This is a genomic window from Micromonospora sp. RHAY321, from assembly GCF_023896955.1.
Taxonomy (GTDB): domain Bacteria; phylum Actinomycetota; class Actinomycetes; order Mycobacteriales; family Micromonosporaceae; genus Micromonospora.
In genome coordinates, this window is record NZ_JAMHIW010000001.1 from 782578 (window position 1) to 802792 (window position 20215).

The window sequence follows — 20215 nt, forward strand, 5'->3', positions numbered from 1 at the left end:
GCAGCCCGGTCGCGGCCTAGTTCTGCGGTGCCAGGGTGCGCAGGACGCAGAACTCGTTGCCCTCGGGGTCTGCCAGGACCACCCAGTTCCGGTCTGCGCCCTGGCCCACATCCGCCCTGGTGGCACCGAGGCCGAGCAGCCTGGTCACCTCGTCCTCGGTGCTGCCGTCGATCGGGCTGACGTCGAGGTGCAGCCGGTTCTTCACGGTCCTGCCCTCGGGCACCTGGATGAACACCAGGGTGGGCGACATCTGGCGGGCCCGGACATCCTCGACGGTCGGCACCCAGGAGCCGATCTCGACCTTGCCCTCGCTCTGGTCGATCACCGTGAAGTTCAGGACCTCGCACCAGAATGCGGCGAGCCTCTCCGGATCGTGGCAGTCAACGGCCAACTCGGTGAACCTACTTGTCATGACTCTCCCCGATAGCGCGAACGGCGCTCAGAATATCCGCCCGTCCGACAGCTCCGAGATCCTCCTGACGTGCCAACGGCCGGCACCGAACCTCGGCTGGCGCGGCGCCGACCAGCATCACCCTCCCGGCGTGGACCACCCAGGGGCCACGTGGTGAACGGTCATCCACAATGTCCCTGCTCCATGAACTGCTGAGACAAAGGACCGACAGTGAACTGGACAGACCGGATCGTTGACGCGACCAGGTGGCGTCAGGAGCCTTCCGACGGCGACTGGGCCGAGGCCGAATCCGAACTCGGGGTGACACTGCCGACCGATTACAAGGAGATCTACCGCTACTTCGGACCGGGATCGTTCTCCGCATACCTGTACGTTCTGCCGCCGACCGCCGATCAAGGTTCGGCGTCACTGCTCGGGACATGGCGGAGGTATCGGCAGGACAACCGCGAGGGCGACATGATCGAGCGGTTCCTCACGCCCTACGGACTGTATGAGCCGGACAAGGGACCGGGTCTGATCCGCTGGGCTTCGGACCAGACCGAGGGCGAGTACTTCTGGCTGGCTGACCGCTCGGTGGACGCCGACCGGTGGCCGTTGATCGTCCGAAAGGACCCACTGGAGCCGTGGCACCGGCTCGACATGTCCATCGCGGAATTCGTCTATCGGCTGATTGCCGATCCGGAGTTCAAGCCCTTCACGGTTGCCGATCCGCCGCGACGGGCGTTCTATCTGCCAGCCGGACAGACCATTTCCAGCGCCGAGGAATGGGATGCCTTCACCGACCCGGACCGGGAGAGCTGACCAGCCAACCACGCTCTCACCACGACGCTGTCCAAGTCAACGGTCGACGTGAGCGCCAACAGGGGGTGGTTGACACTCGGCGACACGGCTCGTGAAGGCGGGGCCGGTTATCGGGTCAGGCCGACCAGCGTCGCAAGTCGCGCCACGCCTGCCGGCGCCGGGTGGCCCCGGGCAACTTCGGCGATCACGGTACGCGCCAGAGGCCGGCACCGGACCTCGGCCGGCGCGACGCTGTCCGCGTCCACCAGGGCGCGTGCGGCGCCGCGCAGGTCACCGACCTGGAGGTACGCCCGCGCGGCATCCACCAGGTACGCGCCCCGATATTCGGCCGGCAGCCGCCGCCACGCCTCCCGCCGGATCACCGTCACGTGCCGCTGCACCGCCTCGGCGGCGTCACCCCGCAGGACCGCCACCACCACCCGCGCCAGGTCGACGGCGATCGGCCCGAAGCTGGTTCGGTGCGGGTCGTCGTACTCCCGGAGCCCGGCGGCGATCCCGGCGGCCCGGTCGGTCAGCTCCTCGGCGCGGCGGGTGTCGCCGCAGCCGGCGGCGGCCAGGGCGGCCTGGAGCAGTAGCGTTCCGCCCACGGCCCACTCCCCCGCCAGCCGCTGCGCCGTGGGCGTGATGCGGTTCGCGGCGGTGAGGGTCGCGGCGAGGGCCAGCCGGTCCCGGCCCGCCGCGCGGAGCGTCTGCCCGACCGACACGGCCGCCGTCGCCGCAAGGACCCGATCGTCGCCCGCCACGGCCATCGCCCGGTCGGCGGCCAGCCACCCGAGGTCGGCCTCGCCGAGCTTCACCAGCACCGACGAGGTGATTCGGTACGCCTGCACCAGCAGCTCCGCTGACTGGGCGCCCTGGGCGGCGTCGAGCAGATCCGGCAGCACCCGCACCAACTGCGCGTAGTGCGCGTGCTGGTAGGTCAACCAGGCGTACCCGACCTGCCTTCTCAGCTCTTCCGTTGCGTGGGCGGGGGCTTGCGGGGTGTCGTAACGGGCGAGAGCGGCCCGGATGTCGTCCACCCCGTCCGGTGTGCCGGCGGGTGTGCTCCGCTGCTGGCCGAGCAGCACCTCCGGGTCGACACGCAGCACGTGGGCCAGCTCCTGGATCACCGAGTACCGGTCCAGGGTGCGGACGCCCCGCTCGACCTTGTCCACCCAGCTCTTCGACCTGCGAAGCCGGTCGGCGAGCATCTGCTGCGTCATCTGCCGCCGTACTCGCCAGCGCGCCACCCGGCGGCCGATCGGGACGTCATCACTGGTCACGCCGCCACCGCCGGTCCGGGACCGCGCAGGTGGTGTCCTCCACCGGTACGCGCTCCGCCTCGGCCTGCGCGAGCAGGCGTTGTTTGGCGGCCTCCCGCTCGGCCGCCTCCCCCTGCTCGCTCTTGTTCTCCGGAGCGCCGTCGTCCTGACCGCTCATCCCCGCCTCCTCAGCTAGAGGCCCAGCGGTGATGCTCGGGAAAATCACCGCCGCACCAGGCCACGGGCCGCTAGTGCGGCCCAAACCGGACACTAGGGCGGATCAGTGATGGCGGAATTACTGCCAGTTATGCGGCCAGGTTGATGCCGATGCGGCCGGCCAGCAACCGCAGCTCGTCGGGGATGGCTCGGCGCTGGGCACGCTGCGCCAGCGTCACCACGGCGTCGCGGGCGAGGGGGTTGATGGCGAACGGAATCGGCGCAGCCCGCTCAGCCTGCACAAACGCGGCGAGGGTCTCCGCGTCCCGGCGACCTCCGTCGGCCAGCGCTCGGCCAACATCGAGCCAGTAGGACATCTGGCGATTAGATGCCACCAGCACCTGTGGTCGTACCGTCCGGGACAGCTCGATCACCTTGCCGGACTCGCCTTGCTCTGCTGCGATGGACATCTTCCATAGCCCTACGTTGGTCGGCCCAAAGCAACAATCGTTGAAGCCGCCACCGTCAGCGGGATCTCCCAAACTCGCCGCCTCCCGCGTTGCCTCCGCGAGATGGTGGCGGGCATCATCCGGTCGACCATCTACCGTGGAGGCGAGCGCAGCCGTGAGGTGCAGTTGGCCGAGCATTTGCCGGACCCGGACGTCGGCTGCGTTTCCCTGAAGCTCCGCCAGCGACCGGTCGGCAGCTCCGGCAGCCAACCGCGCCGACTCGATTGGCAGGCTCTGCACGTACGCAAACCGAGATGCCCCGATCCATGCGCAATCTTCGACGTCCTCAGCAGCCAACACGGATACCCGAGCGGCATTGAGCGCCAGGTGTCGGTATCCGAGGTGCCGGAGGCAGGTGGAGGCTTGGTAGGCGACCTGAACCAGCGTGGCCCCACCCACGGCGGCGGCTTCGAGTAGCAGGCCGGGGAGCAGGCGAGCCATCGCCGGGTAGTTGCACGAGTTGCGGAGCTGGTCGCTGCGGGCGATTTCGGCGGCCAGACGGTCCTTGGTGTAGGTCGAAGCGCGACGTTCGCCGTCCTCGATCTCGATCAGGGCCGACCAGATCGCCGGTACGCACTCGGCGGCGCTCTCGCGGGCCGGATCGCCGGACTCTGTGCCCTGGCCGAGCAGGTCGGCCACCGTGACCTGGAGTGCAGCAGCTAGAGCGACAAGAGTGGAACGGCGGTCGATAGTCTTCCGGCCCGACTCGACCTGCGACACGTAGGACTGGGTGACGCCAGCGAGCCCAGCGAGGACGGCCTGAGTCATTCCTCCCCGGCGCATCCGCCAGTACCGGATCCTGGCACCAATGGTGTCCGGCTTCTTCACCATGCCTTCGCCCACCCCTAGGTAGAGGACTGGGACAGCGGCCAGGCACACTGCTATCCCCGCACGATTGGACGGTACACCTACAGAGCGTCCAAGCGATGACGCTGAGTGCCCGAGTAGGGTCGCTCCGCGCCTTGCCCTTGGACACCACAGCGTCGGAGCTGGCTTCGGTCGCCTGATGAACTTGAGGAGCCGGACGAAGGGCCTGGATGCGGCGCCCGCACGGCTTCCGGATCTGTCGATGTCAGTGCACTTGATCATGCTCGCGCAAGCTTTGATTGATCGTCACATGAAGAGAACCCCTTCGATTGGTGCGAACCCCTTGTGAGGACGACGCGGCAACGTGACTGTGACCGTCAATTAGGTGGCGTATTCGTGTGGCATCTGGATTGAGGCATGCGGTGCGGTGATGCCTGAGACCGGCCGGGCTTGGGTGAGAATGACTTGACCTCCCACCTGGTCGGCGGCTGCACCGATGCGGCTAATGGCGTGTACGACGACGTCGGCAGTTAGCCCTTGTTGGTATGGGTTGTCCAGTAGCAAGATGCCAGGTGGGCAGGTGCGCCGGTCCTCGGCGTCGGTGAGCCTTAGGATGGCGTAGCTGTAGGCGAGAAAGAAGAGAACCCTAGCTTCAGCGCCGAGGCTGTGGTCCCACGGTCTGGTGCCGACATAAAAGGTGAGCTCATCGCCAGAAATTGTGACCTGACCGGCGACCCAGCCACGGTCGCGGAAGAGCCGCAGAAAGCTGTTCATGTGATCGGCGAGGGCACCACAGCGGTCCGGGATGTCTGCGGAGGCGTCAGCGTCGAGAGCGGCTAGGCGAGTGAGCCGCGCCACTTCCTGCCGGGCAGTGTCCACCGCATGCTCAGCTTGCTGCCGACGGGCCAGGATGATCTCCAGTGCGGGCAGGGCGTTGCGCTGCTGTTCAATCAGCCCGATCTCTCGGGCGGCGTCCTCGAGGGCAGCGACGAACGGTGCCAGTTGGGCCACCCGTTCGTCGTGGAGGCGCCCGGCTAACCGGACCCGGCGTTCGGATACCTCCGCCTCGTTCTGCCGCGCATGTCGCAGGTCGCTGGCTGCTCGCGCGAGGGCGTCGGCCAGGTCGGACTGTTCCGCGGCGAGTGCCTGTTGCTCTCGCTCGGCCCGGCGCCGCCGAACATCTCCGGCAACTGGCTGGCTACAGAGGTAGCAGCTGGATTCGTCATGCACCCGGCGAGGGTCGACGTCTTGTTCGCAGGCAGGGCAGATGCGCACCGGAACCGAATCAAAGGCGTCGACTGCATCGGTCAGGCGATTGAATCGCTCTAGGTCGGCGGCGATGAGCCTCATCGACCGCTGGTGCTCGTCGATAACCTGCAGGAGGGACGCGATGCGTCCGGCGGCGTCGGCGGCCCGCGCGGAAGCCTCCTGGAGTTGCGCTGGCAGCCCGGGGTCTAGGCCGGGTGCGCTTTCCTCGGCCTGGCGTGCCCGCACGGCCGCAGCTGCCAACGCGTCGCGTTCGCTCTGTGCGGCCGTGAGGCGACGGTCTACCTCGTCGCGAACGCCTTGCAGACTATCCGCGTTCACGACGGGCGGCAGGCCCAGCTGGTGCACGACAGCCCGCGTCGCCTCATCTGTGCTGGCCAGTACATCCCGGAGTACCGCTTCGGCGGCGGTCAGCTGTCGTTGCGCTCTGCCGAGCTCGTACTCGGTCGTTTCGTAACGTTGCGGGGCGAAGCCAAGGAAGAGGCTTACCACCGCGCGGCGTAGATACTCCTGTTCCTTAGACGCAAACTCCGTCCAAGAGTCCTCGCGTCTGTAGATGTGCCGTAGTGCGCTGCGAAAGCTCAGCGGTGTCTGCTGGGTGGCGGTACCTGCGTTGCGTCCCAGCGGAATGGCCAGCCGGGGCCAGCCGAGTTTACTGAGCAGCCAGTCGGACATTTTGACGACGGGGACGGCGCTGTCGTCGTCGATCTGGACGACTCCGCGTTGCCCGAACCCAAATTCGCGGGTCAGCCGATGCTGCTGTCCGTCGATGGCGATCTGGATGGACAGTGCGGCGTACTTTTCGTCGATGGGGGCGCCGAGATCCTCGGCGACGCTGCCACGGCCACCGAGGCAGTAGTCGATAACTTTCAGCGTGGTGGTCTTCGAGCTGTTGCGAGGCCCGGTGAGGATCGTCATGGCGGACTGGCTGAGGTCGAAGCGTTCGAGTTCGCCGGTTCTCTGCACCAGCTCGACGTTCATCACCCTGAGGCCATGTCCCAGGCGCAATGGCTGTGGCGGAGTCGATTCGGTCACTGCCTGATCTCCGCTCGCATCTCAGCCTCACCGACTTCGCCGGGGAAAAGGTCATAGACCAGGTCCTTGAGTTCTGTGCCGGTCAGAGCTGCAAGATTGCCGACCATGGCGTCGCATCGTTCCACGATCGGCCCGAAGGATGGCTTGGTGGCCAGCTGCTCAGCGAGCCGGCGTCCGCCTGCGGTGAGCGATACCCGCTCCGGCTTAGTCACTGTGATCCTGATCAGCTGGCGAGCCTCGAGGAAGGCCAGGTACTGCCGGTAGCGCGGGTCCCAAGGGCCGAAGCGATACCGGATCATCGGCGCCTCCGTCTCGGCGCCATGAGCGTGCCACACCGATGTGATGTGACCTTCAGCGTGCAGGACCTGCATGGCCCGCTGCAGGAATAGTGGGTAGCGGACAAAGAAATCGAGTTTCGCGAGTTTCGTGCGGCCCTCGATTTGGTATCGGGGTTGAGTACCGCAACGCCTGAACAGGATAAGCAGCCTGGCCGCGTGGAAGTCGACACTGTCGTCCGGGTCCCACGGCCGGTGCAGCGGCGGGACCACAGAGCGCCCTAATTCACGTGCCATCCGTGTAGCGATTCTGGCACCGTGCCGTCACATCGTCGAGCGCGGCGAGGCGATCGTGCACCGGCAGCGATGGCGAGGGTAGGAAGGGCTCTCGGGTGACTGCGTGAACTGTGGCGGCGTAGGCTGCCGTGCCCGGTTCGATGTGCCCCGCCCGCCGCCGTGCCGACACCTCGCTGCAGAGGGCGAAAACGTGGTCGTTCAGATCGTCCAGCAGCCGCCGCTCACCGCCGACGGCCGAGCGGTAGCGCCGCCGATAGCGCAGCAGCAGGTCCAGATGACCCTCCGCCTCCTCGGCGGTCAGCCCGGCCGGTTGCAGCTTGCTCCGTAGCCGCTGCAGCGGCTCCGTGCTGCCGTCAGACCGCCGCCCCGTCGACGCTGCGATGGCTTGAAGCAGCGACGCCTTGAATGTCGCTGCATCCCAATGACGGCTGATCTTCTGCGATGCTTCACGGGCTAGCAGTATGGATAGCCGAATAAGGACGTCCTCAAGCTCTCGCCACAGGCCCGGCTGGCCGAGGACCGCTGCGACTGGGCCGTCGAGGCGACGCAGGATGGCGTCCTCCACCTGCTCGATGGTGCGCGCCTCGACCAGCACCTCGAAACGGTCGATGAAAAAGGCGAGGGACCGACCTGGGGCGACCGGCAGGTCTTGCAGACGCTTGGCGATGTCATCGCGATGCTTCTGCGGTACTGGACCCCGGGTGGTGCCTCGTTCGGTCCGGAAGCTGTCGAGATCGGCCTGCGGCGTCTCGTTCACCACGAGACAGAACCGTGATTCGCCGGTGCAAGGCTTGCCGGAGAACAATCGTCCGAGGATGCTGGTCTCGACGCGGTCCTTCAGTTCTGGCCGGCATACGGATGCGATGGTGTGTCGTGTTGCATCTTCCTTCGTTTTCACCTGCCGGTACGTTGTCCCGTCACGGGCTGTGCAGACGATGTCGTCGAGGTCTTCAAATCCGACCGAGTCGTATGCTCCGGCATGCATGTCCAGGCAGTCGAGCAAGGTTACTGCGTCTTGATATTGGAAACCACGGCGGCTGCGGCGGCCGCCGTCCAGCGCTGACGAATCCACCCAGGCCACTCCAATACAGGCCATCCTGCTCCGGACCACACAGCGTTTCTAAACGCACGCGCTCCGTCACTACGGTACTGGTTGCCGACACGGTGATCAATACCCTGGAGGTGAGCCGCTGGCCATGTCGGCGAATGCAATCCGCGAAGTTGATAGGCAACTGCACCTGTCGCCGAGGGATGACCGTACAGCGGGTGCGCGCTCATGCCGCGATCCGCGCGGCACGCAGCGTGACGGCTGGAGCTGCCGCTCGCCATCTGGAACTGCCGATGAGAGTCACTCGATCTTGTTGGCGGCTTACCCAGTGGGCGGCTGTTTGACCAGGATAACTTTTGTCGGGTCGATGCCCTGAGCCGTCGCGAGGTAGGGCAATTCGTGCTCCCCGCCTGACAGTTCGATGGCGGCCTTGCCCGCAAGATGGGCGGAGTTGACTGACTGCCCGTTAGCAACCGAAGAGTAGAGGGCGGCGGCGTAGTTAAGAGCGTCGCCGTCGTCGATGCTGTCTGTCATACCGATCGCCAAGGGTGCGAAGCGGTCGACGAGCGCGTCGGCCGTGCCGGAGGACTTGCAGGCGTTGAACACGATCAAGGTTGGCGGAGAGTCGGTGGCTTGGCACGCTGAGGCGAAGGCGCTCGCAGTCACCACGACGCCGGTGTGGAAGTCGTCGACATCTTCCTCGAAGGAGATCAGCTGCTCATCGCCGTGCCCGGAGAAGTGGACGACGTGAGGGCGGAATTTGGCGAGGCCGTCCTGTAGGTCCTGCGTAGTAGCCGAAAGCCGCACGTCAATCTCGACTTGATCACGGTGCAGCGCAGCTTCGACTGCTCGGCGGATTCTGGTGTGTTCGCGCGTGACGCGGAGGTCTCCCTCGGAGGACGCGCCCAACATGAGGATACGGAGTTTTTCGGCTTTCGGCGCGCTGAGTGCACGCAACGCCTGCTCTGACATGGCGATTCTCTCCTGCGAGGATGCAACCTGCTGGGCGAGCTGGCGTTGCTGGACCTGTGCTGCCCGCTGAGCGATGATCTGCTGACGGGCGGCTCGTTGGCGTTCAGCCGTTTCCGCCTTCGCGATCTTGGTTTGTAGCTTCGCCGCATCGGAGCCGTAACCAGCGGCTTCAGCCTCCAATGCGGATGCGTCTCGGCCGTACTTGTTGGCAGCCTCCAAGGCCCGGACGGCTTCGCGTCTTTTGCTCTGAGCTTGCGAAGGGCTGCGAGTGCGGCCGGCTGCTTGATCGGCTTTGGCTGCGTCCACGCGCTTGCGCGCCTCCTTGGTGCGCAGGTCGGCGGCCCTGCGCGCCCTGTCCGACTGCGCCTTCTGCTTGCGCTCCAACTCTCGCCGATCCTGCTGGATACTCACGAGTCTCCTATCGGGGCGGTTGATGATCATGTTAGCCGCTGCCGTTACTGGCCTTCCCATAGACGGGTTGCCGGACCGATGAACTCTAGGTCATTTGTCCGAGTTAGGAAAGACGCTCGGGATTCGGTGGAGAGCTGCGTGTTCAGATCGAATTGAAGCAGCCGGCGCCATCTGTCTTTCTGCCACCACCGACGCGGAGCCGACCGAACCTCGACGGTGACGACGTAGGGACCGTCTGCGAGCGTCGTAGGTGGATTGTCCCACTGAAACTCCACGAACTTTTCCGCCATCCCTCGTCCATCCACTGCGAACGGCGCGTTGTATGTCCGTGAGTCGGAGTAGACGTCGGACCGACAGGCAATCCACGGCATGATCTTTGGTAGAGCGACCGAATCGGCGGCCGCCTCGGCAGCATCCCGGCGCCTGGCCTCGGGTAAGTCGACCCGCAATCGAAGCCCAACCACAGCCAGCGGCGCCGGTGCCGGATTATGAATCACCAGGGGCAGCACTATCATTATCTTGTTTGGCCCAAAGGCGGCGGCGTAGACCTGCGGCGGATAGCTGCGTAGCCGGCCACGGCGAACCTGGATCCACCAGAACGAACCGATCGTGAAGACGAGCGCGCAGATAGACGCCACTAGGCCGGGAGTAATCCACGCGTCTGAGGCGCCAATGACTGGCTTGGCGAGCGGCATGGGCGCACGCTACCGCAGAGGAGGCCCCAGCTGCACCATCGGATCAGGCCGAAGCTACCCAATACTGCACCGCCACGGCAATGTCGCCGAGGTTGCTACCGTTCTTCTGCCCGACGAACTGCCATAGCGGCCATCCGCAGCCGTGAAGTTCGGCCCAACCGCGTACTGCCGGCGCTGGCAGCTCGTTCTCGACGATCGTTCCGACGTCGCCCGCGACCGTCCCGCAGCCAAAACGGACCGGCACGCCACCGATGCTGCGCCACCTGATCAAAAAACGCTGGTTGGCACAACCATTCATGGTGGCCAGATAGGGGTCGTCCGGGTCGTCGGGTGATAGAGATCGCCATTCCCCGCAGAACACCCGCAGGTGAGCTTCCCACTCCCGACGGAGACGCCAGCCCTGCAGAACAGTGGGAAAGTCTGGGCCCTGATCTGCGTGGATCGAGTTGCCTGTGTTGGCGCCGTTCCACAGGAGCGTATCGTCCACGTTTGAACAGTAGCGCATCACGAAGCATCTCCACGACGCAGCCTGGCCTGACTCACGGCGACCGTCGTCTACGAACGCAACCCAACCGTTACGGCGGACTTTTGTAACTGCTCAAGGCGCGGTCGCTTTCAGCGGCGGCATCTTCTCATGCCGCGATCCGCGCGGTTGCAGTTGAACGGTGGGGGCCCCGCTGGGCCGTTTCGGGAGCCCGCTCATCATGAGCGGGCTCCCCGGAGCCTGGCCCGACTCGAACAGTGCTGCCACCCTTGGGTTCAGCGCGCGGTACCGGCGCCGCGCGTTGGGCAGGCCGGCCTCCAAGCGTAGTGCGCCCGGCGCCAAGGCAGGTGTGTCCGGACATGCCGCGATCCGCGTGCATCCTCCTGAAGCGATTTGACACCAACGTCACAACGCCACGATCGCCGCCGTCTCGGCCGGCAACTGGATCCGGTCCCGCATCACCGTGACCCCCTCCCCCGTGGCCAGTAGCACCCGCCGCGCCACCCCAGGCAACGAGATCCCCTGCCCCCGCCCAGCCAGGTTCGCCACCACAAGGGTGTCCCCCCGCCGCATCAGCAGGAACTGGTCTCCGTGCTGCACGGAAACGGCGTGCAACCGAGGATCAGACAGATCCGGAAGGCTCCGCCGCAGAGCAATCAACCGCTGGTAGAACGCAAACATCTCCCGATGCTCGGGCTTGTCCAGCTCCGCCCAGTCCAACCGCGACCGCACGAACGTCTGCGGGTCCTGCGGATCCGGCACGTCCCCCTCCGGCCACCCGTGCGCCGCGAACTCCCGCCGCCGCCCCGTAACCACAGCAGACGCTAACTCCGGCTCCGGATGCGACGTGAAGAACTGCCACGGCGTAGACGCCGCCCACTCCTCCCCCATGAACAACATCGGCGTGAACGGCGCCGTCATCAGCAACGTCGCCCCCACCCGCAGCATGGAAGGCGACAGCGAAGCCGAGATCCGATCCCCGGTAGCCCGGTTGCCGATCTGGTCGTGGTTCTGCAAGTAAGCCACCAGCCGATGCCCAGGCACACGCGGGTCCAGAGGCCGCCCGTGGTGCCGGTTGCGGAAGCTCGACCAGGTGCCCGCGTGGAAGAACCCGCCGGTGAGCACGTCGGCAAGGGTCTCCAGGGAGCCGAAGTCCCCGTAGTACCCCTGCCGCTCCCCCGTCAGCAACGTGTGCAGCGCGTGGTGGGCGTCGTCGTTCCACTGGGCGTGCAGCCCGAACCCGCCCGCCTCCCGAGGGGTGATGAGCCGTGGATCGTTGAGGTCGGACTCGGCGATCAGCGACAGCGGCCGCCCCAGGTGCGTAGACAAAGACTCGACGGAAACAGCCAGCTCTTCCAAAATCGGAACAGCCCGCGAGTCGGGCAGGGCGTGCACGGCGTCCAGGCGCAGGCCGTCGACGTGGTAGTCGCGCAGCCACATCAGCACGCTGTCGATGATGTAGCGGCGTACCTCGTCGGAGTGCGGGCCGTCCAGGTTGACCGAGCGGCCCCAATTGTTGCTCTGCTCGGCGAGGTAGGGCCCGAACCGCGGCGCGTAGGCCCCGGAGGGCCCGAAATGGTTGTAGACGACGTCGAGGATCACCCCCAGACCTTTGGCGTGGGCGGCGTCCACGAGGCGTTTCAGGCCGTCGGGGCCGCCGTAGGGCTGGTGTGGGGCGTACCAGCAGACGCCGTCGTACCCCCAGTTGTGTTCGCCGTTGAAGGCGTTGACCGGGAGCAGTTCGATCAGGTCGACGCCCAGCGAGACGAGGTGGTCGAGGCGGTCAATGGCCGCGTCGAAGGTGCCCTCCGGGGTGAAGGTGCCGATGTGCAGCTCGTAGAGGATGCTGCCGGGCAGTTGCCGGCCGGTCCACGAGCTGTCGGTCCAGTCGAAGGCGCCGTGGTCGTACAGGCGGCTCGGCCCGTGGACACCGGAAGGCTGCCACGCCGAGCGCGGGTCGGGCAGCGGGGTGTCGTCGTCGTCGAGCAAGAAGGCGTAGTCGGTGCCGGGGCCGGTGTTGGGCACCTCGACCCGCCACCAGCCGTCGGCGGCGGCGCGCATCTCGTGGTCGGCGGCACCGGGCAGGTGCAGCCGGACCCGGGCGGCGTCCGGCGCCCACACGGTGAATTCGGTCATCGCGCAGCCTCCGCGGAATCGGTGGGAGCCAGCAGAGCGACGGGATAGTCGGCCAGAAGGTCGGCCAGGGAGGTCTCTCCGCCACTGTAGACCCGACCGGTGAACAGGTCCTTCACCTCGTTAACGGGAAGCGACAGGACTGTGTCACGCCAACCACCGGCGCGGGCCAGGCCCAGCGGCAGCCGGGTCGCCACGGCGATCGCGCCACCCCGGTCGAAGGCCACCACGTGCCGGCCCGCCGGGCCGTGCGCCGGGACCGGCCGGTAGCCGGTGAACAGGTCCGGGTGCGCGCGGCGCAGCCGCAGGGTCCGCGAGACCACCAGCAGCTTCGCGGCGCCGCTGTCGTCCACCGGCGGCTGCCAGCCGCCGTCGAGACGCGCCAGCACCTCCCGGCGTACGGAGAAGTCGACCGGGCGGCGGTTGTCGGGGTCGACGAGCGAGTTGTCCCACAGCTCGGTGCCCTGGTACGTGTCGGGGATGCCGGGCATGGCGAGCTGCACCAGCTTCTGGCCCAGTGAGTTGCACCAGCCGGCCGGGGTGATCGCCGCGGCGAACTCGGTCAGCTCGGCGTGCAGCCGCGGGTCGTCGTACATGGTGTCGACCACGTCGTGCATCGCCTGCTCGAAGGCCGCGTCGGGGTCGCCCCAGCTCGTGGAGGTCGCGGCCTCCCGGGCGGCCTTCTCCACGTACGCGTGCAGGCGCTCCCGCTCGATGGGCCAGGCGCCGACGGCGGTCTGCCAGAGCAGGTGGGCGAAGGCCGGGTCGGGCAGCGGCGCGTACCCCATCCAGGCGGTGACCTGCTCGCCCCAGCGTTGCGGCAGTTCGCTGAGCACGGCCATCCGCGCGCGGACGTCCTCGCTGCGCTTCGTGTCGTGGGTGGAGACGGTGGTCATGCTGGCCGGCCAGCGGACCTGTCGGGCGGTGGCGAAGCGGTGGAACTCCGCCGGCGGCACCCCGAAGTGGGCGGGGGTGCCGCCGACCTCGTTGAGCGCCACGAACCGGGTCCAGCGGTAGAACGCGGTGTCCTCCACGCCCTTGGCCATGACCGCGCCGGTGAGCTGGGGGAAGCGTTGCGCCAGCTCGTCGTCCGGGTCGCGGAGGCGGCGGGTGATCGCGTCCAGGGCGGCGGCCAGGTCGGGGCGGCGCCGGCCCGCCTCGGAGCGGGCGGCGGCCAGGTGCCGGGCGCCGTGCGGCGGGTAGCCCCGGTAGACCGGGAACGCGGCGGCCAGCTCGGCGAGGGCCGCCCGCGCCGGCTCGGTGGGCACCTCGGGGGCGAGCGCGGCCAGCCTCGTCAGCTCGGCGGCGAGCAGCTTCGTGGCGGCGGCCAGCTTCGTGTCGTGGGTCAGGTTCTCCCAGGAGGTGTGGTGCCCGACGAGGCGGGCGTCCAGCACCGTGAAGTCGCCCTCGGCGTCCGGGTCGACGAAGAGCCCGTTGACGGCGGCCAGGGCGTCGTAGCCGGTGGTGCCGTCGACCGGCCAGTCCGGCAGCTCCTCGCCGTACTCCAGGATCTTCTCCACCACGAGCCAGGCCTCCGGCGCGGCGGCCCGCAACCGGGTCAGGTAGCCGCCCGGGTCGCGCAGGCCGTCGGGGTGGTCGACGCGGATGCCGTGAACCTCACCGTCGGCGGCCCAGCGCAGGATCAGCTCGTGGGTGGCGGCGAACACCGCCGGGTCCTCCACGCGCAGGCCCGCCAGGTCCGCGATCGCGAAGAACCGGCGGTACGTCAGCTCGGCGTCGCCGCGCCGCCAGGAGACCAGCTCGTAGTGCTGCCGGTCGTGCACCTCGCGGGGACTGCCGTCGCCGGTGCCGTCGGCGACCGGGAAGCGGTGCTCGTGGTAGCGCAGCTCCCCGTCGACCAGCTTGAGGTCGTCCAGGGCGGCCGGGTCGTCGGCCAGCACCGGCAGCAGCAGCCGGCCCCGGTCCCAGTCGATGTCGAACCAGTCGGCGTACGACGAGGCGCGGCCCCGGCGCAGCACGTCCCACCAGGCGGGGTTGGCCGGCGGCACGGCCACCCCGGCGTGGTTGGGCACGATGTCGACGACCAGGCCGAGCTGCTTGTCGCGCAGCGCGCGCAGCAGCCGTTGCCGGCCCGCCTCGCCGCCCACCTCCGGATTGACGGCCCGGTGGTCGACGACGTCGTAGCCGTGCGCGGAGCCGGGGGTGGCGGTCAGCAGCGGGGCGCTGTAGAGGTGGCTGACGCCGAGGTCGGCCAGGTAGTCGACGATCTCGGCGGTGGCGTCCAGGTCGAAGCCGGGGCGCACCTGCACCCGGTAGGTGCCTGTCGTCTTCCGCTGCTCGGGGTGAGGGGGCACCGCCATGTCAGACCGTCCTCTCCAACACCACCAGGGAGCGGTCCGGCACCCGGACGGTGCCGCCCGCGCTGATCACCGTGACGTCGTCCGGTTCGGGTTCGGCGGTGCTGATGACCCGTTCCCACTTCTGGCCGTACTCGCTGCCGGGCAGGATGAAGTCCAGCGGCGCGTCGTGGGCGTTGAAGCAGAGCAGGAACGAGGCGTCGTGGTGCTTCTGGCCGTACTGGCCGCGCTCGCGGATGCCCTCGCCGTTGACGAAGAGCGCCACCGAGCGGCCGAAGTCGTTGCCCCAGTCGTCGCCGGTCATCTCCCGGCCGTCCGGCGTGTACCAGGCCAGGTCGGGCAGCGGCTCGTCGACGTCACGCCCGCCGACCGGCAGGCCGGTGAAGAACCGGCGGCGGCGGAACACCTGGTGCCGGGCCCGGAACGCGGTCAGCGTCCGGACGAACTCCAGCAGGTGGGAGTCGGCGTTGTCCCAGTCGACCCAGGCCAGCTCGCTGTCCTGGCAGTAGGCGTTGTTGTTGCCGTGCTGGGTGCGGCCCAGCTCGTCGCCGTGGCCGATCATCGGCACGCCCTGGGAGAGCATCAGGGTGGCCAGGAAGTTGCGCCGCTGCTTGGCCCGCAGGGCGAGCACCGCCTCGTCGTCGGTGTCGCCCTCCACGCCGGAGTTCCAGGAGCGGTTGTGGCTCTCGCCGTCCCGGTTGTCCTCGCCGTTGGCCTCGTTGTGCTTGTCGTTGTACGACACCAGGTCGTTGAGCGTGAACCCGTCGTGGCAGGTGACGAAGTTGATGCTGTGGAACGGGCGGCGGCCGTCGTCCTGATAGAGGTCGGCCGAGCCGGAGATCCGGGAGGCGAACTCGGCGAGCGTGGCCGGCTCGCCGCGCCAGAAGTCCCGCACGGTGTCCCGGTACTTGCCGTTCCACTCGGTCCACACCGGCGGGAAGTTGCCCACCTGGTAACCGCCGGGGCCGACGTCCCACGGCTCGGCGATCAGCTTGACCTGGCTGACCACCGGGTCCTGCTGGACCACCTCGAAGAAGGTGGAGAGCCGGTCCACCTCGTAGAACTCCCGGGCCAGGGTGGCTGCCAGGTCGAAGCGGAACCCGTCGACGTGCATCTCCTGCACCCAGTACCGCAGCGAATCCATGATCAGTTGCAGGGAGTGCGGGCTGCGCACGTTGAGGCTGTTGCCGGTGCCCGTGTAGTCGACGAAGTAGCGGCGGTCCTCCTCGCTGAGCCGGTAGTAGCTGGGGGCGTCCACGCCCTTGAAGCTCAGCGTCGGCCCGAGGTGGTTGCCCTCGGCGGTGTGGTTGTAGACCACGTCGAGGATGACCTCGATGCCCGCGGCGTGCAGGGCCTTGACCATGCCGCGGAACTCCTGCACCTGCTGGCCGAGCCGGCCCAGCGCCGAGTAGCCGTGGTGCGGGGCGAAGAAGCCGATCGTGTTGTAGCCCCAGTAGTTGCGCAGCCCCAGATCCACCAGCCGGTGATCGTGGATGAACTGGTGCACCGGCATCAGCTCGATGGCGGTCACTCCGAGCCGCTTCAGGTAGTCGATCATCACGGGCGAGGCGATGCCGGCGTACGTGCCGCGCAGCTCCTCCGGGATGTCCGGGTGCCGCATGGTCAGCCCGCGTACGTGGGCCTCGTAGATCACCGAGTGGTGGTACGGGGTGCGCGGCGGCTTGTCGTTGCCCCAGTCGAAGTACGGGTTGACCACCACCGACTTCGGCATGAACGGCGCCGAGTCGGTCTCCGACATCCGCTCCGGGTGCTCCAGGTCGTAGTCGTAGACCGCCGGGTCCCACTCCACGTCGCCGTCGATCGCCTTCGCGTACGGGTCGAGCAGCAGCTTGTGCGGGTTGCAGCGCAGCCCGTTGGCCTGGTCGTACGGGCCGTGGACCCGGTAGCCGTAGCGCTGCCCCGGCTCGATGCCCGGCAGGTACGCGTGCCAGACGTAGGCGTCCACCTCGCGCAGCTCGACCCGCCGCTCGGCGCCGGTGTCCCACTCGTCGAAGAGGCACAGCTCGACCCGCTCGGCCACCTCCGAGAAGATGGCGAAGTTGGTGCCCATCCCGTCGTAGGTGGCGCCCAGGGGGTACCGCTCGCCCGGCCAGACCTGCATGTCGCTCCTTCAGACCGTGGTCATGTGCGCATCACGCACGAGCGCACCAGCAAGGGTCGCCAGCGCGCACGCCGGTATTGCCCCGCGCCCCGACGCGCCAATCCATCCTTTCAGGGGATGCCCGGAATCCACCTGTCTGATGCGCGCTAAACCTTCAGGTGTCTTCCGTCACCTTGACCTCTCTCAGGATGCGCGACGGCGCTCGATGCCTTTTGCTTGTCCAGGGGCACGCGCCCGCGCGTAGCCCCACTCGGCCCTCGGCCACCCCGCCACCTCCCGCAACGCCGCCACCGCTGCCGGCGCGTACCACCATGCATGGACGGAGATTGATGTGACGACCCTGCGGGTCGGCGAGCAGATCGCTACCACCGCGGACCGGGTCCACCGGCCCACCCTGACCTCCCGACCCCAGCTCCCGCCGCAGCCCGGCCCGGGCGTCCCGCCGCAGACCCGTCGCATCCTGATGCTCTCGTGGGAGTACCCGCCCGTGCTCGTCGGCGGCCTCGGCCGACACGTCCACGCCCTCTCCGTCGCCCTCGCCGCCGCCGGCCACGACGTCACCGTCATCACCCGCCACGCCGACGGCGCACCCCTGGAGGAATACGCCGACGGCGTCCGCATCCTCCGCGCCCCCGAAGACCCCGTCACCTTCCCCCTCGCCACCAGCTCCCTCCTGGCCTGGACCATGGCCTTCAACCACACCCTCACCCGCACCGCGCTGCGCGCCACCGAAGCCGGCACCTACGACGTCATCCACGCCCACGACTGGCTCGTCGCCCACACCGCGATGACGTTGCGCGACCACCTGGACATCCCGCTGGTGAGCACCATCCACGCCACCGAGGCGGGACGGCACCAGGGCTGGCTGCCGGAGGAGATGAACCGCACCATCCACGGCGTGGAGCAGTGGCTCAGCACCGAGTCCAACCGGGTGATCGTCTGCTCGGGGTACATGCGCGACGAGGTGAACGCGCTGTTCGACGTGCCGGTCGGCCGGGTCGACGTGGTGGCCAACGGTGTGGAGCCGCACCGCTGGAAGGTGCCCGCCCGCGAGGTGGCCGCCGCCCGGGCCCGCTTCGCCGGGGACGGCCCGCTGGTCACGTTCGCCGGCCGACTGGTCTACGAGAAGGGCGTGCAGCACCTGATCGCCGGGCTGCCCCGGCTGCGGGAGCGGCACCCCGGGCTGCGTGCCGTGATCGCCGGCGACGGCCCGTACCGCGCCGAACTGGAGGCCGAGGTGCACCGCCACGGCCTGGGCGGCATGGTCACCATGCCGGGCTTCCTCGGCGGCACGGACCTGCCGGCGCTGATGGCCGCCTCCGACTGCTTCGCGGTGCCGAGCATCTACGAGCCGTTCGGCATGGTGGCCCTGGAAGGCGCGGCGGCCGGCGCACCGCTGGCGGTCGCCGCCACCGGCGGTCTCGCCGAGATCGTCGAGCCGGGCGTGACCGGCATGACGTTCCCGCCGCACGACCCGGACGGGCTGACCGAGGCCGTGGACGCGCTGCTGTCCGACCGGGAGCGTGCCGGCGCCCTGGCCCGCCGCGCCCGCCGGATGGTGCACGACCAGTACGGCTGGTCGGCCATCGCCCAGCGCACCGCCGCCAGCTACGCCGCCGCCATCGCCACCGACGCCACGTTCACCGCCGAACGTGCCGAGCAGCGCATGTCGCGCGGTCGTGCCCTGCCCGCGCTCCCCGACGGCAACCTGCTCGCCGCCGCCGGCCTTCGCTGACCGACTCCGCCGACCGAGATCGGCACAACTCCAGGGAAAGTGCTGCCTCCCGGCCGTTCGAGGCAGCACTTTCCCTGGAGTTGCTCGGATCTTGGGCCGAGCAGCCGGCGGGGGGCCCGGCGGGATCTGTCGGCGGAAAGGCGGCAGGCCGCCGACCCGTGTGGGTCGGCGGCCTGCCGGTGGTGCCGGGGGGGGCGGAGGTCAGCGGTCGGCGAAGGGGACGTAGTCCCGCTCGGCGGAGCCGACGTAGACCTGCCGCGGACGGCCGATCTTGGTCTCCGGGTCGCTGATCATCTCGCGCCACTGGGCGATCCAGCCGGGGAGCCGGCCGAGCGCGAACAGCACCGTGAACATCTTCGTCGGGAAGCCCATGGCCTTGTAGATCAGGCCGGTGTAGAAGTCCACGTTCGGGTAGAGCCGGCGGGAGACGAAGAAGTCGTCGGCGAGGGCGATCTCCTCCAGCTCCATGGCGATGTCCAGCAGCGGGTCCGGCTTGGCCATCCGGCCCAGCACGTCCTGCGCGGCCTTCTTGACGATCGCCGCCCGCGGGTCGTAGTTCTTGTAGACCCGGTGGCCGAAGCCCATCAGCTTGACGCCGTCCTGCTTGTCCTTGACCTTGCGGACGAAGGACCGGACGTCGCCGTCGCCGGCGTGGATCTGCTGGAGCATCTCCAGCACGGCCTGGTTGGCGCCGCCGTGCAGCGGGCCGAACAGCGCGTTCACACCGGCGGAGACCGAGGCGAACAGGTTGGCGTTGCTGGAGCCGACCAGCCGGACGGTCGAGGTCGAGCAGTTCTGCTCGTGGTCGGCGTGCAGGACGAAGAGCATGTCCAGCACCTTCGACATCACCGGGTCGACCTCGTACGGCTCAGCCGGCACGCCGAAGGTCATCCGCAGCAGGTTGTCCACGTACCCCAGGGAGTTGTCCGGGTACAGCAGCGGCTGCCCGATGGACTTCTTGTAGGCGTACGAGGCGATGGTGGGGACCTTCGCCATGAGCCGGACAGTGGAGATCTCCACGTGCTCGGAGTCGAACGGGTCCAGGCTGTCCTGGTAGAAGGTCGAGAGGGCGCTCACCGCCGACGAGAGCACGGCCATCGGGTGGGCGTCCCGGGGGAAGCCGTCGAAGAAGCGACGCATCTCCTCGTGCAGCAGCGAGTGCCGCCGAATCCACTCGGTGAACTCGGTCAACTGCTGCTCGCTCGGCAGCTCACCGTAGATGAGCAGGTAGGAGACCTCCAGGAAGGAGGACTTCTCGGCCAGCTGCTCGATCGGGTACCCCCGGTAACGCAGGATCCCCGCGTCGCCGTCGATGTAGGTGATCGCCGATGAGGCGGCCGCGGTGTTGACGAAACCGGGGTCGTACGTCGTCATCCCGGTTTCCTTCAGCAGCTTGCTGACCCCGATACCGGCGGGGCCCTCGACCGCGGGATGTACCGGCATCGACAGCTGCCCACCGGGGTGATCGAGCTTGACTTCCGTCATGTGGTTCCTCGCT

At 68.2% G+C, this 20215-nt stretch carries 16 protein-coding genes; 2 read left to right on the plus strand and 14 right to left on the minus strand.

Annotation, left to right across the window (positions count from 1 at the left end; all coding sequences use genetic code 11):
* Positions 1-16 precede the first annotated feature (16 nt).
* Positions 17-412, minus strand: coding sequence for a VOC family protein (locus M8C17_RS03625; protein ID WP_252414872.1), 396 nt, complete (start codon positions 410-412; stop codon positions 17-19).
* Positions 413-622: 210 nt separating this feature from the next.
* Here M8C17_RS03625 and M8C17_RS03630 point away from each other — a divergent pair, with 210 nt between their 5' ends.
* Entirely contained in the window at positions 623-1213 is a 591-nt protein-coding gene (locus M8C17_RS03630) for an SMI1/KNR4 family protein (protein ID WP_252414873.1), read from the plus strand.
* Between the two features lie 107 nt (positions 1214-1320).
* On the opposite strand, the gene M8C17_RS03635 is transcribed toward M8C17_RS03630, so the two are convergent.
* The 12 genes from M8C17_RS03635 to glgX form a co-directional block, all read right to left on the minus strand.
* A complete protein-coding gene (locus M8C17_RS03635) occupies positions 1321-2475 on the minus strand; it encodes a helix-turn-helix transcriptional regulator (protein ID WP_252414874.1) in 1155 nt (384 codons plus the stop codon).
* Complete coding sequence (locus M8C17_RS03640; RefSeq protein ID WP_252414875.1) at positions 2465-2632, minus strand: hypothetical protein; 168 nt, start codon at positions 2630-2632, stop codon at positions 2465-2467. Before M8C17_RS03640 ends, M8C17_RS03635 begins: the two co-directional genes overlap by 11 nt.
* Positions 2633-2759: 127 nt before the next feature.
* Entirely contained in the window at positions 2760-3950 is a 1191-nt protein-coding gene (locus M8C17_RS03645) for a helix-turn-helix domain-containing protein (RefSeq protein WP_252414876.1), read from the minus strand.
* Between the two features lie 357 nt (positions 3951-4307).
* Complete coding sequence (locus tag M8C17_RS03650) at positions 4308-6173, minus strand: hypothetical protein (protein WP_252414877.1); 1866 nt, start codon at positions 6171-6173, stop codon at positions 4308-4310.
* Between the two features lie 50 nt (positions 6174-6223).
* On the minus strand, positions 6224-6799 hold the full coding sequence (locus M8C17_RS03655; protein ID WP_252414878.1) for a hypothetical protein: 576 nt from the start codon (positions 6797-6799) through the stop codon (positions 6224-6226).
* Positions 6789-7871, minus strand: coding sequence for a dsDNA nuclease domain-containing protein (locus tag M8C17_RS03660; protein WP_252414879.1), 1083 nt, complete (start codon positions 7869-7871; stop codon positions 6789-6791). The genes M8C17_RS03655 and M8C17_RS03660 overlap by 11 nt, the downstream gene beginning before the upstream one ends.
* 297 nt (positions 7872-8168) lie before the next feature.
* A complete protein-coding gene (locus tag M8C17_RS03665) occupies positions 8169-9230 on the minus strand; it encodes a hypothetical protein (RefSeq protein WP_252414880.1) in 1062 nt (353 codons plus the stop codon).
* Between the two features lie 44 nt (positions 9231-9274).
* Positions 9275-9925: a hypothetical protein gene (locus M8C17_RS03670; RefSeq protein ID WP_252414881.1), complete on the minus strand. Its 651-nt coding sequence runs from the start codon at positions 9923-9925 to the stop codon at positions 9275-9277.
* A 43-nt stretch (positions 9926-9968) separates the two neighbouring features.
* Positions 9969-10412, minus strand: coding sequence for a hypothetical protein (locus M8C17_RS03675; protein WP_252414882.1), 444 nt, complete (start codon positions 10410-10412; stop codon positions 9969-9971).
* Between the two features lie 402 nt (positions 10413-10814).
* The gene (treZ, locus tag M8C17_RS03680; RefSeq protein WP_252414883.1) at positions 10815-12545 is read right to left on the minus strand and encodes a malto-oligosyltrehalose trehalohydrolase; all 1731 of its coding nucleotides are present in this window, start codon (positions 12543-12545) and stop codon (positions 10815-10817) included.
* Positions 12542-14863, minus strand: a complete 2322-nt coding sequence (gene treY / locus M8C17_RS03685; RefSeq protein ID WP_252414884.1) for a malto-oligosyltrehalose synthase — start codon at positions 14861-14863, stop codon at positions 12542-12544. The genes treZ and treY overlap by 4 nt, the downstream gene beginning before the upstream one ends.
* A 1-nt stretch (position 14864) precedes the next feature.
* Positions 14865-16982 (minus strand): glycogen debranching protein GlgX, encoded by a 2118-nt coding sequence (glgX, locus tag M8C17_RS03690; RefSeq protein ID WP_252414885.1) that lies wholly within the window; start codon positions 16980-16982, stop codon positions 14865-14867.
* 331 nt (positions 16983-17313) lie between these two features.
* On the opposite strand from glgX, the gene M8C17_RS03695 reads away from it, so the two are divergent.
* Complete coding sequence (locus tag M8C17_RS03695; protein ID WP_252414886.1) at positions 17314-18717, plus strand: glycosyltransferase family 4 protein; 1404 nt, start codon at positions 17314-17316, stop codon at positions 18715-18717.
* Between the two features lie 201 nt (positions 18718-18918).
* Here M8C17_RS03695 and M8C17_RS03700 read toward each other — a convergent pair whose 3' ends face one another.
* Positions 18919-20202, minus strand: coding sequence for a citrate synthase (locus M8C17_RS03700; RefSeq protein ID WP_252414887.1), 1284 nt, complete (start codon positions 20200-20202; stop codon positions 18919-18921).
* Positions 20203-20215 lie beyond the last annotated feature (13 nt).